Source organism: Leifsonia sp. Leaf264 (assembly GCF_001422325.1).
Lineage (GTDB): Bacteria > Actinomycetota > Actinomycetes > Actinomycetales > Microbacteriaceae > Orlajensenia.
Map to the genome: position 1 here is coordinate 474419 of NZ_LMMR01000007.1, position 21167 is coordinate 495585.

At 67.7% G+C, this 21167-nt stretch carries 17 protein-coding genes; all 17 read left to right on the plus strand.

Annotated features, from left to right (window positions below):
- Window positions 1-80: 80 nt before the first annotated feature.
- The 17 genes from ASF30_RS17965 (at window position 81) to mmsA (ASF30_RS18045) (ending at window position 21167) form a co-directional block, all read left to right on the plus strand.
- Complete coding sequence (locus ASF30_RS17965; RefSeq protein ID WP_055909872.1) at window positions 81-1442, plus strand: cystathionine beta-synthase; 1362 nt, start codon at window positions 81-83, stop codon at window positions 1440-1442.
- A 9-nt stretch (window positions 1443-1451) separates the two neighbouring features.
- Window positions 1452-2612, plus strand: coding sequence for a cystathionine gamma-synthase (locus tag ASF30_RS17970; protein ID WP_055909875.1), 1161 nt, complete (start codon window positions 1452-1454; stop codon window positions 2610-2612).
- A 95-nt stretch (window positions 2613-2707) separates the two neighbouring features.
- Window positions 2708-3106 carry a nuclear transport factor 2 family protein gene (locus ASF30_RS17975; protein ID WP_055909878.1) on the plus strand — a complete coding sequence of 133 codons (399 nt, stop codon included), beginning with the start codon at window positions 2708-2710 and terminating at the stop codon, window positions 3104-3106.
- 27 nt (window positions 3107-3133) lie between these two features.
- Window positions 3134-3508, plus strand: coding sequence for a nuclear transport factor 2 family protein (locus tag ASF30_RS17980; protein ID WP_055910513.1), 375 nt, complete (start codon window positions 3134-3136; stop codon window positions 3506-3508).
- Between the two features lie 79 nt (window positions 3509-3587).
- Entirely contained in the window at window positions 3588-4889 is a 1302-nt protein-coding gene (locus ASF30_RS17985; RefSeq protein ID WP_235480385.1) for an APC family permease, read from the plus strand.
- Complete coding sequence (locus tag ASF30_RS17990) at window positions 4886-5803, plus strand: cyclase family protein (protein WP_055909884.1); 918 nt, start codon at window positions 4886-4888, stop codon at window positions 5801-5803. The genes ASF30_RS17985 and ASF30_RS17990 overlap by 4 nt, the downstream gene beginning before the upstream one ends.
- A gap of 94 nt (window positions 5804-5897) precedes the next feature.
- A complete protein-coding gene (locus ASF30_RS17995; RefSeq protein WP_055909886.1) occupies window positions 5898-6731 on the plus strand; it encodes an aldo/keto reductase in 834 nt (277 codons plus the stop codon).
- A 135-nt stretch (window positions 6732-6866) separates the two neighbouring features.
- On the plus strand, window positions 6867-8333 hold the full coding sequence (locus tag ASF30_RS18000) for an MFS transporter (protein ID WP_055909887.1): 1467 nt from the start codon (window positions 6867-6869) through the stop codon (window positions 8331-8333).
- A gap of 182 nt (window positions 8334-8515) precedes the next feature.
- On the plus strand, window positions 8516-9550 hold the full coding sequence (locus ASF30_RS18005) for a LacI family DNA-binding transcriptional regulator (RefSeq protein ID WP_055909889.1): 1035 nt from the start codon (window positions 8516-8518) through the stop codon (window positions 9548-9550).
- 252 nt (window positions 9551-9802) lie between these two features.
- Window positions 9803-11353, plus strand: coding sequence for a multiple monosaccharide ABC transporter ATP-binding protein (mmsA, locus tag ASF30_RS18010; RefSeq protein ID WP_055909892.1), 1551 nt, complete (start codon window positions 9803-9805; stop codon window positions 11351-11353).
- Complete coding sequence (gene mmsB, locus ASF30_RS18015; protein ID WP_055909894.1) at window positions 11353-12693, plus strand: multiple monosaccharide ABC transporter permease; 1341 nt, start codon at window positions 11353-11355, stop codon at window positions 12691-12693. Before mmsA (ASF30_RS18010) ends, mmsB begins: the two co-directional genes overlap by 1 nt.
- A gap of 59 nt (window positions 12694-12752) precedes the next feature.
- Entirely contained in the window at window positions 12753-13871 is a 1119-nt protein-coding gene (locus tag ASF30_RS18020; RefSeq protein WP_055909899.1) for a substrate-binding domain-containing protein, read from the plus strand.
- Window positions 13872-14304: 433 nt separating this feature from the next.
- On the plus strand, window positions 14305-15018 hold the full coding sequence (locus ASF30_RS18025; RefSeq protein WP_055910515.1) for an L-ribulose-5-phosphate 4-epimerase: 714 nt from the start codon (window positions 14305-14307) through the stop codon (window positions 15016-15018).
- A complete protein-coding gene (locus ASF30_RS18030; RefSeq protein WP_055909902.1) occupies window positions 15015-16637 on the plus strand; it encodes a xylulokinase in 1623 nt (540 codons plus the stop codon). Before ASF30_RS18025 ends, ASF30_RS18030 begins: the two co-directional genes overlap by 4 nt.
- 62 nt (window positions 16638-16699) lie before the next feature.
- Window positions 16700-18214 carry an L-arabinose isomerase gene (gene araA / locus ASF30_RS18035; RefSeq protein ID WP_055909906.1) on the plus strand — a complete coding sequence of 505 codons (1515 nt, stop codon included), beginning with the start codon at window positions 16700-16702 and terminating at the stop codon, window positions 18212-18214.
- Window positions 18215-18412: 198 nt separating this feature from the next.
- The gene (chvE, locus tag ASF30_RS18040) at window positions 18413-19495 is read left to right on the plus strand and encodes a multiple monosaccharide ABC transporter substrate-binding protein (RefSeq protein WP_183060220.1); all 1083 of its coding nucleotides are present in this window, start codon (window positions 18413-18415) and stop codon (window positions 19493-19495) included.
- Between the two features lie 142 nt (window positions 19496-19637).
- Window positions 19638-21167, plus strand: coding sequence for a multiple monosaccharide ABC transporter ATP-binding protein (mmsA, locus tag ASF30_RS18045; protein ID WP_055909912.1), 1530 nt, complete (start codon window positions 19638-19640; stop codon window positions 21165-21167).

The following is a 21167-nucleotide window of genomic DNA, read 5'->3' on the forward strand; positions in this document are numbered from 1 at the left end:
GTTGTCCTCGCTGAGTTCCCTCGCGACCATTTCCCTGTGCCTGCGCGACGACGCGCAGCACGACCGTTAGGACAACACGGATGCACTACGCACAGACCATCGTCGACCTCGTCGGCAACACCCCGCTCGTCAAGCTCAACCGGGTCACCGACGGCATCGCCGCGACCGTGCTCGTGAAGCTCGAGTACCTGAACCCCGGCGGATCGGCCAAGGACCGCATCGCCACCAGGATCATCGATGCCGCCGAACGCGAGGGCAAGCTCAAGCCGGGCGGCACCATCGTCGAGCCGACCTCCGGCAACACCGGCGTCGGCCTCGCCCTCGTCGCCCAGCAGCGCGGCTACCGCTGCGTCTTCGTGCTGCCCGACAAGGTGGGCGAGGACAAGCGCAACGTGCTCACGGCGTACGGCGCCGAGGTGGTCGTGACTCCGACATCCGTCCCGCCCGAGCATCCTGAGTCGTACTACAGCGTCTCCGACCGGCTCGTGAAGGAGATTCCGGGCGCGTTCAAGCCCGACCAGTACTCCAACCCCAACGGTCCGCTCAGCCACTACGAGACGACGGGCCCCGAGATCTGGCGGGACACGGATGGCCGCGTCACGCACTTCGTGGCCGGCGTCGGTACCGGCGGCACCATCACCGGCACCGGGCGGTTCCTCCGTGAGCAGTCGGACACGGTCCGCATCATCGGAGCCGACCCCGAGGGCTCGGTCTACTCCGGCGGCACCGGTCGCCCCTACCTGGTGGAGGGCGTCGGCGAGGACTTCTGGCCCTCCGCCTACGACCCGAGCGTTCCGCACGAGATCATCGCCGTGACCGATGCCGAGGCCTTCGCCATGACGCGCCGGCTCGCCCTCGAGGAGGGCATCCTCGTCGGCGGATCGAGCGGCATGGCCGTGGTCGCAGCCCTCCAGGTCGCCAAGGAGTTGCCGGCGGATGCCGTGGTCGTGGTGCTGCTGCCCGACGGCGGTCGCGGCTACCTGGCCAAGATCTTCAACGACAAGTGGCTGCGGTCCTACGGCTTCAGCAATGCGCCGACGGGGCACACCGTCGCGAACCTGCTGGCCACGAAGGCCGGACGCACCGAGCCGCTCGTGTTCACGCATCCCGACGACACCATCCGCGACGCCATCGACCGCATGACCGAGACCGGGGTTTCGCAGCTGCTGGTGCTGAACGCCGAGCCGCCCGTCGTGCTCGGTGAGGTCTCGGGTGCCATCCACGACGAGGAGCTCATGGAGCTGGTCTTCGCCGGCAAGGTGAAGCTCACCGACAAGGTGGCCTCGGTGATCGGCGAGCCGCTGCAGCTCATCGGCGTGAACGAGCCCGTCGCCGCCGCGCGCGCGGCATTCGCCACCAAGCCCGCGCTGCTCGTGACCGACGGCGGCAAGGTGCTCGGCGTCGTCACCCGGTCCGACCTGCTCAGCTACCTGGGCGCCTAGGAGAACACAGTGACAACCTCAGACCGCTTCGCCACCCGCGCCATCCACGCCGGGCAGGAGTTCGATCCCACGACCGGCGCCGTCATCCCGCCGATCTACCAGACGTCCACCTTCGTGCAGGAGAGCATCGGCCAGCTGCGCGGCGGCTACGAGTACGCCCGCTCCGGCAACCCGACGCGCACCTCGCTCGAGACGCTGCTCGCCGCGCTCGAGGGCGGGAAGCACGGCCTCTCCTTCGCGTCGGGACTCGCCGCCGAGGACACCCTGCTGCGCGCAGTGCTCCAGCCGGGTGACCACGTCGTGCTGGGCAACGACGTCTACGGCGGCACCTACCGCCTCATCAATCGCGTGCACGGAGCCTGGGGCATCCGGAACACTCCCGTCGACCTCGCCGATCTCGATGCCGTCAAGGCTGCGGTGGCGACGGATGCCACCCGCATCCTGTGGATCGAGACGCCGTCCAATCCGCTCATGAAGATCAGCGACGTCGCCGCCCTCGTCGAGATCGGTCATGAGGCCGGAGCGATCGTCGTCGTCGACAACACCTTCGCCTCGCCCGCCCTGCAGCAGCCGATGGCGCTCGGAGCCGACGTCGTCGTGCACTCCACCACCAAGTACCTCGGCGGCCACTCCGACGTCATCGGCGGCGGCCTGGTCATCAACGACGACGAGCTGCACGAGAAGGTCAAGTTCCTGCAGTTCGCGGCCGGCCCGGTCTCGGCGCCGATGGACGCGTTCCTCACCATCCGCGGCATCAAGACCCTCGACGTGCGGATGCAGCGCCACTCCGCGAACGCCCAGGCCATCGCGGAGGCCCTCGTCGGCCACTCGGCGCTTGAGGCCGTCTACTACCCGGGCCTGCCCTCGCACCCCGGTCACGAGCTGGCCGCGCGGCAGATGTCGGCCTTCGGCGGCATGCTCTCGATCGCCGTGGTCGGAGGGGCGGATGCCGCCAGGGCCTTCGCCGAGTCGCTCGAGGTGTTCCAGCTGGCCGAGTCGCTCGGCGGCGTGGAGTCCCTGGTGAACTACCCGTCGGCGATGACCCACGCGTCGGTGAAGGGCACCGAGCTCGAGGTGCCGGAGAACATCGTGCGGCTCTCGGTCGGCATCGAAGACGTGGACGACCTCGTCGCCGACGTGCTGCAGGCGCTGGAGGGTTCCGCTCGCTGAGACCGGCGCATCGGCCGCTGGAGTCGGCGCCCGAAGCGCATCCGGGCGGAATCAACCCCGTGCGCGATGTCGGCTCCACGGGGTAGAACGGAACCATGAGCGAACCGATCAACGACTGGATGGACGCCTACCTGCGCGCGTGGGACTCGAACGACCCCGACGACATCCGTGCCCTCTTCACCGACGACGCCGAGTACTACACGTTGCCGGGCCGGCCGGCCAAGGCCGGTATCGATGCGATCCTCGCGTGGTGGGAGGACGCCCGCGATGAGCCCGGCGATTACACCTTCCGCTGGGAACCCGTGTCGGTCACTCCGGCTCGCGCCGTGATCCAGGGCTACACCGACTATCGGGAGCGCGAGGGGTACCACAACCTCTGGATCATCGACTTCGAACCCGGTGGACGGGCCAGCCGCTTCACCGAGTGGTGGGTCGAGGTTCCGGCCGATGGTTCCGGGCCGAAGGGTGCGACCCTTCCGGCATCCGACGACTGAGATCGTCGGATCCCGCGGATGCCGGCCATGACGACGGCGATGCATGAGGAGTGGATGGCCCGCTACCTGCGTGCCTGGGACTCGAACCGGCCCGACCACATCCGAGCCCTGTTCACCGAGGATGCCGAGTACTACCCGGCGCCCCACGTGAGACCCGCGGTCGGCCACGGCGCCATCGTGGAGTGGTGGCTGGGCGCGGGAGATGAACCCGGCGACCACGGCTTCAGCTGGCAGCCGGTGGTCGTCACCCCGACGACTGCGGTGATCCGCGGACGCACCGACTACACCGACGGCCGGAGCTACGAGAACCTGTGGGTCATCGAGTTCGCCGGTGACGGTCGCGCCTCGCGCTACTCCGAGTGGTACATGAGCGTCGACGCGAAGGACCTCGCCACCGACTGACCTTCCAATGGCAGGATATCGATGAACAACGTCGTTCCTGCCAGTGCCGCGGGGGTCGCCCGTCGGGCATAGTGGACGGGTGAGCAGCACCGTCATCGATTCCCCAGTGAGCGCGGATACCCACGAGCACCACGGTTCCCTCGGCCTCGCTCGCGGCACGGCGCTCTACATCGCCGCGGTGCTCGGCACGGGCATCCTGGTGCTGCCCGGGCTCGCCGCATCCGTCGCCGGTCCGGCCTCGATCATCGCGGTGGCGGCGGTGTTCCTTCTCTCGATCCCGCTCGCCGGCACCTTCGCCGCCCTGGCCTCGCGCTTCCCCGACCCCGGCGGCGTGGCCAGCTACGCGCGTCGGGCCCTCGGCGACACCTGGGCGCGCATGGCCGGCTACTGGTTCTACTTCGGCGTCTGCGTCGGCGCCCCCGTCGTCGGCGTGCTCGGTGCCGAGTACGTCGTCGCGGTGCTCGGCATCGACCATGCGGCCGTCGCCTGGATCGGCATCGCGATCTTCGTGCCGCCCTTCGTCATCAACTTCTTCGGGGTGCGGGTCTCGGGCGCCCTGCAGCTGGTGCTCACGGCCCTGCTCCTGGTCGTCGTCGTGGGCGTGGTGGCGATCAGCTTTCCGCAGTCGGATGCCGCGAACTTCCAGCCCTTCCTGCCGCACGGCATCGCCGGCATCGGCACGGCCATCAGTCTCTTCCTCTGGGCCTTCGCCGGGTGGGAGGTCGGCACCCACATCGCCGGGGAGTTCCGGAACCCCCGTCGTGTCATCCCGATCGCCACGGCCATCGCCGTCGTCGTGGTCGGAGCCGCCTACCTCGCTCTGCAGTTCGTCACTGTCGCCGTTCTCGGAGACGCCGCGGGTACGAGCGCGACACCGCTCGTCGACCTCGTCGCCGATGGGGCACCGGGCTACGGACCGTTCCTCGTCGCCGTCATTGCGGCCGTCGTCGTGGCCGGAGTCGTCAACGCCTACCTCGGCGCCTTCGGCAAGCTCGGCGCCTCGCTCGGCCGCGATGGCGACCTGCCCCGCTGGCTGGCCCGAGGCGTGGAGGATGGCGGCATCCCGCGCCGCAGCCTCGCCGTCGTCGCGGTGCTCATCAGCGTCTACTACGCGCTGATGGCGGCGACAGGCTTCGAGCTCACGCCGTTCATCCTCGTGCACACCAGCAGCATGGCCGCCATCTACGCCATCGGCATGGTCGCCGCCATGCGACTTCTCGCCACCTGGAGCCTCGGCTGGTGGATGGCCGTGATCTCGACCGTGCTGACGATCGGCCTGCTCGTGCTCGCCGGTCCGAACCTCATCATCCCGGCGGTGCTGGCCCTCGCGGCCGTCGTCGTCGGACTCATCAAACGCAGAACGAGAGTGAGAACGACATGACGGATTTCCGCGCCCGCTTCGACGCCGAGGTCGCCTTCATCAACGGAGGCGACCTCCGCGTGAGCGATTTCCGCCTCGACCTGCCGTCGGCGAACGTGACCGAGGCCCAGCTCACCGAGCTCTTCGTGCGCCACCTGGGCCTCGCCCTCGTCGAGCGCGTCGACATCACCGGGCTGAGCATCGCCGAGGAGCAGCACAAGGGATCCCGGGGCGCTGATGTCGCGGCATCCGTCGCCCGTCATGTCGTCGACCTCAGCCACACGGTCTCTGCGGGGCTCGTCACCTACCCCGGGCTTCCCGCACCGGTGATCACGCCGCACCTCACCCGCGAGGATTCGCGCGCGAAGTACGCGCCGGGCACCGAGTTCGCCATGGACCTGATCACGATGATCGGCAACACCGGCACGTACATCGACAGCCCGTTCCACCGCTACGAGGGTGGAACCGACCTCGCGGGCCTCGACCTGTCGACGTTGGTGGGCCTGCGCGCCGAGGTCTTCCACCTCGACGACGTCGATTGGGGAACGGATGCCGCCACGCGCGGCATCCCGGCCTCCGTGTTCTTCGACCGGGACCTCGCCGGCTCGGCCGTGCTGCTGCACACGGGATGGGACGTGCACTTCGGCCGGCCCGCCTACGCGACGGGCTCGCCCTTCCTGACCGAGGCCGGCGTGCGCCACCTCGTCGACGCCGGCGTGACACTCGTGGGCATCGACGCGCTCAACATCGATGACACCGAGAGCGGGGGAGAGCGCCCGGCGCACAGCCTGCTGCTCGACGCCGGCATCCACGTCGTGGAGCACCTCACCAACCTCGGCGCTGTTCCCGCCCGCGGCGCGCGCTTCACCGCCGTGCCACCCAAGGTCGCCGACTTCGGCACCTTCCCGGTGCGGGCCTTCGCCGAGCTCGGATGAGCGTCGCTGACCCCGCCCACCGTCGGCAGAGCCGGGCGACCGGGATGTTACGCAACCCCTCGCATCCGTCGCCGGCTCGACAGAGGATGGACGTATGGCTGAGATTCCGACGTACACCCTGAACGACCAGTCCTCGATCCCCGTGATCGGGCTCGGCACCTACGGCCTGCGAGGGCCGGCGGGCACCGAGGCCGTGGCCGCCGCCATCGGCAGCGGCTACAGGCTGCTCGACACGGCGCTCAACTACGAGAACGAGCGCGAGGTCGGCGACGGCATCCGCGTGTCGGGCATCGACCGCGACGAGCTCGTCGTGACCTCGAAGATCCCCGGACGCCACCATGGCTACGACGAGACCTTCGGCAGCTTCGCCGAGTCCTCCACCAACCTCGGCCTCGACGTCATCGACCTGTACCTCATCCACTGGCCGCTGCCTCGGGTCGACAAGTACCTCGATACCTGGCGCGCCATGATCGCGCTGCGGGACGAGGGCAAGGTGCGGTCCATCGGCGTGAGCAACTTCACCGAGGAGCACCTCGAGCGCATCATCGGCGAGACCGGGGTCGCTCCGGCCGTCAACCAGGTCGAGCTGCATCCGTACTTCCCACAGGCCGCCCTCCGTGCATTCCATGAGCGGCATGGAATCCGCACCGAGTCGTGGAGCCCTCTCGCCAACCGCAGCGAGCTCACGAAAGAGCCGTTCCTCGCGGCCATCGCCGACAGTCACGGCGTGACCGCGACGCAGGTCGTGCTGCGCTGGCACGTGCAGCTCGGCTCCATTCCCATTCCGAAGTCGGCGGATGCGGCTCGTCAGCGCGCGAACCTCGACGTGTTCGACTTCGAGCTGAGCGATGACGAGGTGAACACCATCTCCTCGCTCGAGCGCGGCCGCCTCTGGGGCGGCGACCCCGAGACCAACGAGGAGTTCTGACGCCACTCCCGCGCTGGGCGCCTGCCGAGTGCGGCGGCGCGGGGCCGAGACCGGAGTTCTCGCGGGTGCGTGGAGGGTGACAACCGCACGAACTCCGTTCTCGACGGTGGCGACGATCGTCCTAAAATCGAACGAGTGAGCACCGAACCCGACGCCGACGCCGCCCGGGCGCAGGTCGAGGCACAGCTGGCGCGGAGTACGCCCGAGCCTCCTCAAGCAGGCGAGGCCGAGTCGACCGCCACCCGGATCGCCCGGCCTTCGCGGTGGGTGCTGGTCGGACTGATCTCGCTCATCGTGTTGAGTGCCTTCGAGTCCCTCGCCATCATGACGGCGATGCCGCTGGTGACGGCCGATCTCGACGGCGCCAACGCCTACGCCCTCGCGTTCTCGGCCCCCATCGCCGCCGGCGTCATCGGCATGATCCTCGCCGGCGACTGGGCCGACAGGCGCGGTCCGCGGGCGCCCCTCTATGCCGCGGTCATCGCCCTCACAGTGGGCCTGCTCATCGCCGGGCTGGCCCCGACGATGCCCGTGTTCATCGGTGGCCGCATCATCCAGGGCATCGGCGGCGGCGCCATCACGGTGCCCATCTACGTGATCGTGGCGCGGGTCTACCCCGAGGAGCGGCATCCGCGCATCTTCGCGTCCTTCGCTGCAGCCTGGGTCGTGCCGTCGCTGGTCGGTCCCGTCATCGCCGGCGCCGTGGCCGAGACTCTGGGCTGGCGCTGGGTGTTCCTCGGTGTCGTCGCCCTCGTCGCGGCCGCCCTCGCCATGGTGGGTGTCGCCCTCCGCGGTCGGCTGACGGATGCAGCGAGCACGGCCCCGCGCTGGACGCCGGTACGCCTCGGCTGGTCGGTGCTCGCGGCGTCGGCGGTGCTGGCGCTCACCCTCACGGCCGAGCTCGACGGGGTGCTGCGCTGGGCCGTTGCGATCGTCGCCGTCGCCGTGGCGATCCTCGCCCTCAGGCCGCTCGTGCCGACCGGCACCCTCCGGTCGGCCTGGGGCCTGCCGTCGGTCGTGCTGGTGCGCCTGCTCATGGCCGCTGCGTTCTTCGGGGCCGAGGCCTACGTGCCGTACCTGCTCCAGAAGCAGTACGACTACCCGGCAGCGTTCGCCGGGCTCGCCCTCACCGGAGCCGGCGTGGCCTGGGCGTTCGGCTCGTACCTGCAGGGGCGTGCCGGGAACGGCATCGCCAGCGCCGACGTGGTGCGGTGGGGAGCCACGGGACTGTTCGCGGGCATCGTCGTCGTGGGCGCCACCAGCGCGATGCACCTGCCGCCTTGGCTGGCGATCGTGGGCTGGGTTCTTGCCGGGGTGGGCATGGGATTCGGCTATCCGCGGCTCTCGGTGCTGACCCTCGAGTACTCCGACCTGGGCAACCAGGGCGCCAACAGCTCGGCGTTGGCCATCGCCGACGCTCTCGGGGCCGCGGCGGCGCTGGCCGCAACGGCACTGGCCGTCGTCACGGCTGCCGGAGCCGATGCGGCGTCGGCCTCCCCATCCCAGACGAGCGCCGGATTCACGGCCGCCTTCGTCGTGGCCGCGGCCTGCGGGCTGGCCGCCGTGGTTCTCGGGGCCCGCGTGAGGCGTCGGCAGCCGTAGTCGGAGACAGATGACGCGCGCGGCAAATGTGCGCTGCGGGGCGGATCCCGCGCGTCGGATGTCGTGCCGTCACACGATCCGCGCGATGTGACTGTCACATCGCGAACTTTCGCATCCGCCGCTCATGTGCATAATTGATCTGAGCTTTTCCATGTGAACGTGAACATCCGATCGGTCTGACAATGTCGCCTGAGCCGCAGAAGGGGCGAGCGCCCTCGATCCGCGATGTCGCGCGCCTTGCGGAGGTCTCGCACCAGACCGTCTCCAGGGTGCTGAACGGGCATCCGAGCATCAGGGACGAGACCCGGCAGCGGGTGCTCGACGCCATGGAGGCCTTGAAGTACCGGCCCAATCGGGCCGCAAGGGCGTTGGTCACCAGCCGGTCCCGCACCATCGGCGTGCTGTCGGCGACCACGGGGGAGTACGGCCCGTCGTCGAGCATCGCCGCCATCGAGGACGCCGCCCGCGAGGCCGGGTACTTCGTCAACACGGCGAACCTGGCCGCATCGACGCCAGCCGCCATCGTCGACGCTCTCAAGCACCTGGTGCTGCAGGACGTCGAGGGCCTGATCGTGATGGCCCCGCAGGTGCGCGTCTTCGACGTGCTCGCGGGCATGGCCATCGACATCCCGTATGTCAGCCTGCAGTCGACGGGACAGAGCGATCATCGCGCCCTCGCCGTCGACCAGATCGCCGGAGCTCGCGCGGCCACCCAACACCTCATCGACCTCGGTCATCACGAGATCGTGCACCTCGCCGGACCCCAGGACTGGATCGAGGCCGAGGCGCGCATGCGCGGATTCCTCGACGCGATCATCGAGTCCGACCTGCGCACGCATCCGCCGATCCTCGGCGACTGGACAGCCGACTTCGGCTACTACGCGGGCCGGGAGCTGAGCCGCTACAGGGACTTCAGCGCTGTGTTCGCGGCGAACGACCTGATGGCCATCGGCCTCATGCACGCGTTCCGGGATGCCGGCCTCGACGTTCCCCACGACGTGAGCGTCGTGGGCTTCGACGACATCCCGGTGGCACAGCACGTGTCGCCGCCTCTCACGACGGTGCACCAGGAGTTCCGCGAGGTGGGTCGCCGCGCTGTCGCCCTGCTGCTCGGCGAACTCCGCGGAGAGCCGGTGACATCGAGCGAGGAGATCGTGCCGTCGCTGGTGGTGCGCGGCTCGAGCGGGCCCGTGCACGCGGCCCTCGTTCATTACTGAGCCGTTACGAAAGTGTGACTCGAACTCAACTTGACACTGCTTCGCCGTGGAGGCACTATGAGACGCGATGTGAACGGTCACACGACCGTCACATCAGAAATTCCGACCCATCCCTTTGACATCGGAGTCAGCCCGTGAGCTTCATGTTGCAGCCCGGCCGCCCTGCGGTCGCCCTGTCCATGGCGACGGACACTCGCGATGCGGGTGCGGCCGATTCCAAGTTCAGCCACGGTTCGAAGGGACAGTCAAGCGATGCCGTCTGAGCAGCACCCCATCCTCGAGATGCGCTCGATCACCAAGGAGTTCCCCGGCGTCAAGGCGCTGGCGGATGTCTCCCTCACGGTGAACGCAGCCGAGGTCCACGCCATCTGCGGCGAGAACGGCGCAGGCAAGTCCACGCTCATGAAGGTGCTGTCGGGTGTCTACCCGGCCGGTACCTACACGGGGGAGATCGTCTTCCGCGGCGAGAAGGTGGAGTTCAAGGACATCCGCTCGAGCGAGAACGCGGGCATCGTCATCATCCACCAGGAGCTGGCGCTCATCCCCGAGCTCTCGATCACCGAGAACATCTTCCTCGGCAACGAGCTGGCCAGGCACGGCGTGATCGACTGGGTCGAGGCGAAGGCGAAGGCCACCGAGCTCCTCGCCCGCGTCGGCCTCGACGAGGACCCCGACCGCCAGATCAAGAACATCGGCGTCGGCAAGCAGCAGCTCGTCGAGATCGCCAAGGCCCTCAACAAGGACGTCAAGCTCCTCATCCTCGACGAGCCGACCGCAGCGCTCAACGAGAACGACTCGCAGCACCTGCTGGACCTCATCCGGGGCCTGAAGGGCAAGGGCATCGCGTCGATCATGATCTCGCACAAGCTGAACGAGATCGAGCAGGTCGCCGACACCATCACGATCATCCGCGACGGCAAGACCATCGAGACCCTCGACATCGCCGCCGGCGAGATCAACGAGGACCGCATCATCCGCGGCATGGTCGGCCGCAGCCTCGAGAGTCGCTTCCCCGACCGCACCCCGAACATCGGCGAGGTGTTCTTCGAGGTCAAGGACTGGACGATCCAGCACCCGCAGGTGGCCGAGCGTCTCGTCGTCAAGGGCTCCAACCTCTACGTGCGCCGCGGCGAGATCGTCGGCCTCGCCGGCCTCATGGGCGCCGGCCGCACCGAGCTCGCCATGAGCCTCTTCGGCCGCTCCTACGGCAGCTTCGTCTCGGGCACGATCGTCAAGGACGGCGAGGAGATCGAACTCCGCGACGTGTCGCAGGCGATCGATGCCGGCCTCGCCTACGTGAGCGAGGACCGCAAGGTTCTCGGCCTCAACCTGCTCGACGACATCAAGGCGTCGATCGTCTCGGCCAAGCTCAAGAAGATCTCGCGTGGCCAGGTCGTCGACGACATGCGCGAGTACAAGGTCGCCGAGGAGTACCGCAAGTCGCTGCGCATCAAGGCGCCGAGCGTCGACATGGGAGTGGGCAAGCTCTCCGGCGGCAACCAGCAGAAGGTCGTCCTCGCCAAGTGGATGTTCACCGACCCCGACCTGCTGATCCTCGACGAACCCACCCGCGGCATCGACGTGGGAGCCAAGTACGAGATCTACACGATCATCCAGGCGCTGGCCGCTCAGGGGAAGGGCGTGATCCTCATCTCGAGCGAGCTCCCCGAACTCCTCGGCATCGCCGACCGCATCTACACCGTCTTCGAAGGCCAGATCACCGGTGACATCCCCGTGACGGATGCCAACCCCGAAACCCTGATGAAGAGCATGACCTCCGCACGGAAGAGAGTTCAGAACTGATGAGCACCGAAACCAGCTCGACGAAGAAGAGCGGCGGCTTCGCCGACATCAAGAAGATGTTCGGTGGCGGCCAGTCCAACCTGCGCCAGTTCGGCATCCTGGGCAGCCTGATCCTGATCATCGTCGTCTTCCAGATCTGGACGAACGGGCTCACGCTGTCGCCGACGAACCTCATCAACGTCGTCAACCAGTACTCGTACATCCTGATCCTCGCCATCGGCATGGTCATGGTGATCATCGCGGGTCACATCGACCTCTCCGTCGGCTCGGTCGCCGCGTTCACGGGCATCGTGGTCGCTAAGGCCATGGCCGACTGGAACCTCCCCTGGCCGCTGGCGATCGTGCTCGGCCTCGTCGTCGGTGCCGCGATCGGCGCCTGGCAGGGCTTCTGGGTGGCCTATATCGGAGTGCCGGCGTTCATCGTGACGTTGGCCGGCATGCTCATCTTCCGCGGTGGCAACCAGTTCATCGGTCAGTCGACGTCCGTCGCCGTTCCGCCGGAGTTCACCTTCATCGGCGCCGGCTACATCCCCGACTTCGGCCCGTTCCCGTTCAGCACGGGCACGATGATCCTCGGCGTCCTCGGCGCTGCCTGGATCGTCTACAACGAGTGGCACATCCGTCGAGTGCAGAAGAAGATGGGTTCCGAGTCGTCGCCCGTCTGGGTGTCGGTCGTCAAGGTCGTCCTCCTCGCCGGAGTCATCCTCGTCGCGGCCTGGCTCTTCGCCACGGGTCGTGTGGGAACCAGCTTCCCGATCTCGGGCATCATCCTGGTCGCCCTGGTGATCCTCTACTCGTTCATCACCCGCAGCACCATCGGCGGCCGCCACATCTACGCCGTCGGCGGTAACCGCCTGGCCGCGACGCTCTCGGGCGTCAAGGACCGCCGGGTCGACTTCTTCGTGATGATGAACATGTCGGTGCTCGCCTCGCTGGCCGGCATGATCTTCGTCGCCCGCTCCACGGCATCCGGACCCCAGGACGGCAACGGCTGGGAGCTCGACGCCATCGCCTCGGTCTTCATCGGTGGCGCGGCGGTCTCCGGCGGTATCGGTACCGTCATCGGCTCCATCGTCGGTGGTCTGGTCATGGCCTTCCTCAACAACGGCCTGCAGCTCATCGGAGCCGGCGCCGACCTGGTGCAGATCATCAAGGGCCTCGTGCTGCTGATCGCCGTCGGCGTCGACGTCTGGAGCAAGCGCCAGGGTCGCCCGTCGATCCTCGGCATCTGGTCGCAGCGCCGCAAGGCACGCGCCGTCGCCGACGAGCCCGTGCTCGAGTCGAGCGGCACCGTGCTCCCGACCAACGACAACGCCTCGGCCGAGTCGCTGCGTCACTGACACCCCAGAACCGGCACCACCTCCCAACGCACCACCACCACCAAGAGAAAGTGAAATCAATGAAGAAGATCGCTTTGGCAACAGTCGCAGTCGCGGCTGCCGCCGCACTGGCACTGTCGGGCTGCTCGTCCGACCGCGGCGGAAGCACCGGCGGGTCGACCGACTCCGCCAAGGGCTTCGCTGCCGACTCCACCATCGGCGTCGCCCTCCCCGACAAGACGTCGGAGAACTGGGTTCTCGCCGGCGGACTGTTCGAAGACGGCCTCAAGGCAGCCGGCTTCAAGCCCGACGTGCAGTACGCACCCGCCAGCAACACCGTTGCTGAGCAGCAGAACCAGATCTCGTCGATGGTCACCAACGGCGCGAAGGTCATCGTCATCGGCGCGAAGGACGGCAAGCAGCTCGGCACCCAGCTGCAGCAGGCTGCCGACGCCGGCGTCAAGGTCATCGCGTACGACCGCCTCATCGAGAACACGCCGAACGTCGACTACTACGTCGCGTTCGACAACTTCAAGGTCGGCCAGCTCCAAGGCCAGGCTCTCCTCGAGGGTCTCGAGAAGCGCTCGGGTCACGCTGCTCCGTGGAACATCGAGCTGTTCTCGGGCTCGCCCGACGACGCCAACGCCGCCGTGTTCTTCAACGGTGCGATGGACGTGCTCCAGCCGAAGATCGACGACGGAACCCTCGTCGTGAAGTCGGGCCAGACCGAGGTCGCCCAGACGGCTACCCAGGGCTGGAAGGCTGAGAACGCCCAGAGCCGCATGGACTCGCTGCTCACGGCGAACTACTCGAGCGACGCCATCGACGGCGTCCTGTCCCCGAACGACACGCTGGCTCGCGCGATCATCACGTCGACCAAGCAGGCCGGTAAGGACATCTCGAAGGTCACCGTCACCGGTCAGGACTCCGAGGTCGAGTCGGTCAAGTCGATCATGGCCGGCGAGCAGTACTCCACCATCAACAAGGACACCTCCCTCCTGGTTGAGCAGACGATCAAGATGATCGGCCAGCTCCAGAAGGGCGATGACGCCGAGGTCAACGACACCGAGCAGTACGACAACGGCGTGAAGGTCGTTCCGGCCTACCTGCTGGCTCCGGTCATCGTGACCAAGGAGAACGCGGCTGACGCTTACGCGAACAACCCGAACCTCCTCGACATCGTGAAGGCCGCTTCCTAAGCAGTCATCGCACGTCACTCGACGGCCCCCGCTCCTCGGAGCGGGGGCCGTCCTGCGTTCTGCCGGGGGTCCCGCGTCCCGCCGGGCGTCGCCCAATCGCGAACGCGCGCCGCGAGTTGCCCACTTCCGCCAGTGCGGAGGCGGCCGCACTGGCGGAAGTGGGCAACTCGGCGTGGGGCGCGAAGTCGGGGCGTTGCGGGGGACCGGGTGGCCGTTCCGTACCCCTCTTAATGCGCGTGCAGGTCACAGCTTGGTCACAGTGCCCGGATCGTGATCCGACGACTTGCGCCGACCACCTTCGTTAGCGCTAACATAGGCGGAGGTTGTTAGCGCTAACGAAGCGAACGACCCCGACGCCGCCGTCTCGTGGTGCGTCGGCGTGCATCACGACAAGGGAGTTGCGACGGTGGTATCAGCATCCGGCCAGGAGAGCATCGAGCGCTCCGTCTTCAGCGCCGAGATCGAAGCCGCCATCGCGCAGGTGCGCCAGGACGTCTCATCCCTGCACTCCGAGCTCACCCGCTACGGCCTCATCGTCTGGACCGGCGGCAACGTCTCCGGACGCGTTCCCGGCGCCGACCTCTTCGTCATCAAGCCGTCAGGCGTCTCCTATGACGACCTCGCTCCCGAGAACATGATCCTCTGCGACCTCGACGGCGCCGTCGTGCCCGGCACGCCGGGTTCCGACCGCAGCCCGTCGAGCGACACCGCCGCCCACGCCTACGTCTACCGCAACATGCCCGAGGTCGGCGGCGTCGTGCACACCCACTCCACCTTCGCCGTGGCCTGGGCCGCACGCGGCGAGGAGATCCCCTGCGTGATCACCGCGATGGCCGATGAGTTCGGCGGCCCGATCCCGGTGGGCCCGTTCGCGATCATCGGCGACGACTCCATCGGCCGCGGCATCGTCGAGACTCTGTCCGGTCACCGCTCGCGCGCCGTACTCATGCAGAACCACGGCCCGTTCACCATCGGCAAGGACGCGAAGGACGCCGTCAAGGCCGCGGTCATGGTCGAGGACGTCGCCCGCACCGTGCACTACGCCCGCGAGGCCGGGCCGCTCATCCCCATCCCGCAGCAGGCCATCGACAGCCTCTTCGACCGCTACCAGAACGTCTACGGGCAGTCGGGGGATGCGCGACGATGAACGCCACCACCGGAACCACGGATGCCGCCCGCACGGCGATCCTCGACGGCCGCACCTCGCTCGGCATCGAGTTCGGATCCACCCGCATCAAGGCCTGCCTCATCGGCGAGGACCCGAGCGACGTTCTCGCCGTCGGCAGCCACGAGTGGGAGAACCAGTTCGTCGACCGCGTCTGGACCTACTCCATCGACTCCGTGTGGGCCGGCCTGCAGGCCGCCTACGCCGACCTCGTCGCCCAGGTGCGCAGCCGCTACGACGTGGAGCCCGCGACGTTCGGCGCCATCGGCGTCTCGGCGATGATGCACGGCTACCTCGCATTCGACGCCGACGACGAGCTGCTGGTTCCGTTCCGTACCTGGCGCAACACCTCGACGGGTCCCGCCGCCGCCGAGCTCAGCGAGGCCTTCGGCGTGAACATCCCGCTGCGCTGGTCGATCGCCCACCTGCACCAGGCTGTGCTCGACCACGAGGCCCACGTCCCCGACGTCGCCTTCGTCACCACCCTCGCCGGTTACGTGCACTGGCGCCTCACCGGGCGCAAGGTGATCGGCGTCGGCGACGCCTCCGGCATGTTCCCGATCGATGCGGCCACCCACGACTACGACGCCGGCCTCATCGCGATCTACGACGGCCTGGTCGCCGAGCGGGCTCCGCAGCTCCGCATCTCCGAACTCCTCCCCGAGGCCCTTCCCGCAGGCGAGTCCGGCGGAGCACTGACTGAGGCCGGCGCCGCGCTGCTCGACCCGTCCGGTGCACTGAAGCCCGGCGCGCCGCTCTGCCCGCCCGAGGGCGACGCCGGCACAGGCATGGTCGCGACCAACTCGGTCGCTCCGCGCACCGGCAACGTCAGTGCCGGCACCAGCATCTTCGCCATGGTCGTGCTCGAGGGTCCGCTCGAGCAGGTCCACCACGAGCTCGACCTCGTCACGACTCCGGCCGGCGACCCCGTCGCGATGGTGCACTGCAACAACGGCGCCAGCGAGCTGGCCGCATGGGTCAGCCTGTTCACCCGCTTCGCTGCAGCATCCGGTGCTCCAGTCGACAGCGATGCCGCCTTCGGTGTGCTGCTCCGGGAAGCCCTCGACGGAGAGGCGGATGCCGGTGGCATCATCGCCTACAACCACCTCGCCGGGGAGCCCATCGCCGGACTCTCCGAGGGGCGCCCGCTCGTCGTGCGCACCCCCGACAGCGACTTCACCCTCGCCAACTTCATGCGCGCGCAGGTCTACGGCGTCTACGGCACCCTCAGCCTCGGCATGCGCGTGCTGGCCGACGAGGGCGTCGCCCTCGACAGGATGTTCGCCCACGGTGGCATCTTCCGCACCGCCGGCGTCGCCCAGCGCCTGCTCGCCGGCGCACTCGACGCTCCAGTCGCCATCGGCGAGACCGCGTCGGAAGGCGGAGCCTGGGGCATCGCCGTGCTCGCGTCGTACCTCACCGCACGCTCGGGCGCCGCATCCGCACCCGATCTCGGCGTCTATCTGAACGAGCACGTCTTCGCCGACGCCGGGTTCGACACCGTCGATCCTGATCCTGAGGACGTCGCCGGGTTCGCCGCCTTCCTCGACCGTTATCGGGCCGGCCTCGCGGCCGAGGCCGCCGCCGTGCAGGCGCTCTGACCGAGCGCCGCGCAGGCAACCGCAGACAACCGACACCGACCACAGCACCAGGAGAACCGCACATGACCCGCACCGCCCTCACCACCTCCCTCGAGCAGTACGAGGTCTGGTTCCTCACCGGAAGCCAGGGCCTGTACGGCGAGGAGACGCTGCGTCAGGTGGCCGAGCAGTCGCGCGCCATCTCCGACGAGCTCGGCGGCGGCGTTCCGGTCAAGGTCGTCTGGAAGCCCGTGCTCACCGACTCGGACAGCATCCGTCGCACGGCCCTCGAGGTCAACGCGGCCGACAACGTGATCGGCGTCATCGCGTGGATGCACACCTTCAGCCCGGCCAAGATGTGGATCGCCGGCCTCGACGCATTGCAGAAGCCGCTGCTGCACCTGCACACGCAGGCCAACGTCGAGCTGCCGTGGGGCGAGATCGACTTCGACTTCATGAACCTCAACCAGGCCGCGCACGGCGACCGCGAGTTCGGCTACATCCAGACCCGGCTGGGCCTCGCCCGCAAGACCGTCGTCGGCCACGTGTCGAACCCGGCCGTGCAGGAGCAGGTCGAGACCTGGCAGCGCGCTGCGGCAGGGTGGGCGGCGTCCCGCACCCTCAAGCTCGCCCGCTTCGGCGACAACATGCGCTACGTCGCCGTGACCGAGGGCGACAAGACCGAGGCCGAGCTGCGCTTCGGCGTGCAGGTCAACACGTGGGGCGTCAACGAGCTGGCGGATGCCGTCGCTGCCGCATCCGCCGAGGCGATCGACGCTCTCGTGGCCGAGTACGAGGAGCTCTACGACGTCGTCCCCGAGCTGCGTGCGGGCGGCGACCGCCACCAGAGCCTGCGCGACGGTGCCGCGATCGAGATCGGGCTGCGCTCGTTCCTCGAGGAGGGCGGCTTCGGCGCCTTCACGACGAGCTTCGAGGACCTGGGCGCGCTCAAGCAGCTGCCCGGCCTCGCCGTGCAGCGCCTGATGGCCGAGGGATACGGCTTCGGTGCCGAGGGCGACTGGAAGACCGCCATCCTGGTGCGCGTCGCCAACGTGATGGGCGCCGGCCTCCCCGGCGGCGCGAGCCTCATGGAGGACTACACCTACGACCTCGTTCCGGGCAATGAGCGCATCCTCGGAGCCCACATGCTCGAGGTCTCGCCGTCGCTCACGACGTCGAAGCCAACGCTGGAGATCCACCCCCTCGGCATCGGAGGCAAGGACGACCCCGTGCGCCTGGTCTTCACCGCCGACCCCGGCCCCGCCGTCGTCGTGGCTCTCTCCGACATGCGCGACCGCTTCAGGCTCACGGCCAACGTGGTCGAGAACGTGTCGGCTCCCGAGCTGCCGAAGCTGCCCGTCGGCCGGGCCGTCTGGAAGCCGGCTCCCGACTTCGCCACGAGCGCGGCCTGCTGGCTCACCGCCGGCGCCGCCCACCACACGGTCATGTCGACGGCCGTCAGCGTCGACGTGTTCCGAGACTTCGCCGAGATCGCTCGCACCGAGCTTCTCGTGATCGATGAGACCACCACCCAGCGCGACTTCGCGCGGGAGGTGCGCTGGAACCAGGCGTACTACCGCCTGGCGCAAGGCCTGTAAACGCAACACCAAGCACCAACAGCTCCACACAATTGAACAGACCTGTCGCACTGTCACCCGGCAGTGCGGCATCAGGATCCGGTGATTCATGGACGACACCGGATCTGCACCTCACCAAGTGAACAACGGTGTCCATCAGTGAAAGGAAACACAGTGAAGACCAAGAAGGTTCTTCTGGCCACACTCGCGATCAGCTCGATGTTCGCCCTCGCCGCCTGCTCCGGCGGCTCCGGCGACAGCGGCAGCGGCGACAAGGGTGGCGACGGCGGCCTCATCGGCGTCGCTATGCCCACCAAGAGCTCCGAGCGCTGGATCCAGGACGGCGACGCCGTCAAGAAGCAGCTCGAGGACCAGGGCTTCAAGGTCGACCTCCAGTACGCAGAGGACGACATCCCCACCCAGGTCTCGCAGCTCGAGAACATGATCACCAAGGGTGCAGAGGCCCTGATCATCGCCTCGATCGACGGAACCACGCTCACGCAGGTGCTGCAGGATGCGGCCGACGCCGACATCCCCGTCATCGCCTACGACCGCCTCATCCGCGACAGCGAGAACGTGGACTACTACGCCTCGTTCGACAACTACAAGGTCGGCGTGCAGCAGGCCAACTCGATCCTCAACGGCCTCGGCCTGGTCGAGCTCGACGGCACGGCGAAGTCGGATGCCCCCAAGGGTCCGTTCAACATCGAGCTGTTCGCCGGTTCGCCCGACGACAACAACGCCACGTTCTTCTGGAACGGTGCGATCGACACCCTGCAGCCGCTGATCGACGACGGAACCCTCGTCGTCAAGAGCGGCCAGACCGACTTCCAGCAGGCGGCGACGCTGCGCTGGGACGGCGAGGTCGCACAGAGCCGCATGGAGGACATCCTCACCAAGAGCTACTCCGACGGCTCGAAGGTCAACGCGGTGCTCTCGCCCTACGACGGTCTGTCCCGAGGCATCATCTCGGCTCTGACCGACGCCGGATACACGGTGGGCGACGGCTGGCCGGCGATCTCGGGTCAGGACGCCGAGCTCGACTCGGTCAAGGCCATCAACTCGGGTGAGCAGTACGCGACGATCTTCAAGGACACTCGCAACCTGGCCAAGGTGGCCGTCGACATGGCGACCGCACTCCTGAACGGCGACAAGCCCGAGGTGAACAACACCGAGGACTACGACAACGGCAAGAAGGTCGTCCCGTCCTACCTGCTCGAGTCGCAGATCGTCGTCAAGGACAACATCAACGAGGTCCTGGTCAAGAGCGGCTACTGGACCGAGGCTGAGATCAACGGCTGAGACCGCTGATCTCCCGATCGTTCCGATGATCGACTGATACGTGTCGGGGCCTGGCGGCGAGTACTCTCGCACCAGGCCCCGGCACGTACGAAGTCGCTGAACAGTCCAGTCCCGGAGCATCCGGCAAGGAAGCAGGAAACGAATGACGACGAACATTCTCGAGATGCGCGGCATCACGAAGACCTTCCCCGGCGTGAAGGCGCTCTCCGAAGTGACCCTCGAGGTCGCCCGCGGTGAGGTGCACGCCATCTGCGGCGAGAACGGCGCCGGGAAGTCCACGCTCATGAAGGTGCTCTCGGGCGTCTACGGGCATGGCACCTACGACGGCGACATCGTCTTCGAGGATGAGGTGGTGGAGTTCAAGGACATCACCGACAGCGAGGCCAAGGGCATCGTCATCATCCACCAGGAGCTCGCCCTCAGCCCGTATCTCTCGATCGCGGAGAACATCTTCCTCAACAACGAGGTCAAGGGCCGCGGCGGCCTCATCGACTGGAACCGCACCAACCACGAGGCCCAGACCCTGCTGCACCGGGTCGGCCTCCGCGACAACCCGACGACGAAGATCATGAACATCGGCGTCGGCAAGCAGCAGCTCGTGGAGATCGCCAAGGCCCTCTCCAAGCGCGTGAAGCTGCTCATCCTCGACGAGCCCACAGCGGCCCTCAACGACGAGGACTCCGACCACCTGCTCGGGCTGATCCTGCACCTCAAGGAGCAGGGCATCACGTCGATCATCATCAGCCACAAGCTCAACGAGATCAAGAAGATCGCCGACACCGTGACGGTCATCCGCGACGGCAAGACGATCGAGACCATCGCCAAGGCGGATGTCTCGGAAGAGCGCATCATCAAGGACATGGTCGGCCGCGACCTCGAGCACCGCTACCCGGAGCACACGCCGAACATCGGCGAGGAGCTGCTGCGGGTCGAGGACTGGACCGCCCACCACCCGCAGGACACCTCGCGCGTGATGGTCGACAACGTGAACCTCAACGTGCGCGCCGGGGAGATCGTCGGCATCGCCGGCCTGATGGGCGCCGGGCGCACCGAGTTCGCGATGAGCCTGTTCGGCCAGACCTACGGATCTCGCATCTCCGGCAAGGTGTTCAAGCGCGGCCAGGAGATCAAGACCCGCACGGTGTCCGAGGCGATCGACAACGGCATCGCCTACGCCACCGAGGACCGCAAGACCTTCGGCCTCAACCTCATCGAGGACATCAAGCGCAACATCTCGATGGCGTCACTGGGCAAGCTGGAGAAGTTCGGCCTCGTGCACGACAACGAGGAGTTCAAGGTCGCCAACGAGTACCGCACCTCGATGAACATCAAGGCGCCGAGCGTGCTCGTGAAGACCGGGAAGCTCTCGGGCGGCAACCAGCAGAAGGTCGTTCTGTCGAAGTGGATCTACTCCGACCCTGACGTGCTCATCCTGGACGAGCCCACCCGCGGCATCGACGTCGGCGCGAAGTACGAGATCTACACGATCATCAACCGGCTGGCATCCGAGGGGAAGGGCGTCATCGTCATCTCCTCCGAGCTGCCGGAACTGCTCGGCATCTGCGACCGCATCTACGCCCTCTCGGAGGGTCGCATCACCGGGGAACTGCCCATCGAAGAGGCCACCCCGGAGTCCGTACTCAAGCTCATGACCATGGAGAAGCCCCGCTAG